This window comes from Enterococcus sp. ZJ1622, assembly GCF_011038845.1.
Taxonomy (GTDB): Bacteria; Bacillota; Bacilli; order Lactobacillales; family Enterococcaceae; genus Enterococcus_B.
This window is the reverse complement of sequence record NZ_JAAKDW010000046.1, coordinates 1-1,086: the sequence shown is the minus strand read 5'-3', so window position 1 is coordinate 1,086 and position 1,086 is coordinate 1. Positions and strand designations below refer to the sequence as shown.

Sequence of the window (1,086 nt, the reverse complement as noted above, 5' to 3'; positions counted from 1 at the left end):
TTAATGTTTCAGTTAGATCCTGATCGATTGTGTAATCAAATAGACTTCTTGTGGCTTGTCCATTGAAATTTCCGTATTTTGAATCTATTTTTAATGTACCAAACTTTATACGCCTATCAAACACATAATTATAGTTTTTTAGCTTTTCATCGGTTGTCTTTATTAGTAACGGTATTAGTATTTTTTCATAATTATGAAACATATAGCGCATATTCGTTGCATTTGCTATATTAAAACTACTTAGATCTACACTTGTTAATCTGCTACAGTCATTAAACATACTGTTCATATCCGTTACATTTTCTGTATTAAAACTACTTAGATTTACACTTGTTAAATTGCTACAGTTACTAAACATATAGTTCATATCCGTTACATCCGATACATCCAAATTAGTGAAAATAACTTGTTTTAAAGAGGTATTTTGCGCAAATATTGAGTTAGTATTGCCCACCAAATGAATACTATTTCCATTATCAGAAGTCTTTATACTTTGAGCATTGACTGCGGCATCTTTTAACACCTCTGAACTAATTTGCACCTGCAGTCCGTTATATTCTAAATCTGTTGCTGTAGGAATGACTACATCTTGACTACTTCCTACATAATCTTCCAAGGTGATAATATTGCCATTTTTACTAAATAGCCAATCCTTACTTTGATAGAAAATTTCTACTTCATACGCTCCATTAGCTTTTGCTAATAACGTCTTGTATGCTGCTTCAGGATTCCATCGCTGAAATGTTACCCCTTTTTCAAATGTTATACTTTTTTTAGCTTCCTCTAATTTCTGGTTGATTAATGTTTCAGTTAGATCCTGATCGATTGTGTAATCAAATAGACTTCTTGTGGCTTGTCCATTGAAATTTCCGTATTTTGAATCTATTTTTAATATACCAAACTTTCTACGATTATCAGACTCATACCCATATTTTTTTAGCTTTTCATCGGTTGTCTTTATTAGTAACGGTATTGGGTCCACATAAGTATAAAACATTTGGTTCATATCCGTTACATTTGCTGTATTAAAACTACTTAGATTTACACTTGTTAAATTGCTACAGTTACTAAACATATGGTTCATAT

The 1,086-nt window shown here is 31.0% G+C and carries 1 protein-coding gene; it reads right to left on the bottom strand.

The annotated features are described in order from the left end of the window. A partial coding sequence (locus G7Y42_RS14935; RefSeq protein ID WP_241161976.1) for a DUF285 domain-containing protein occupies positions 1-997 on the bottom strand: 997 nt, incomplete at its 3' end. Between the last annotated feature and the right edge of the window lie 89 nt (positions 998-1,086).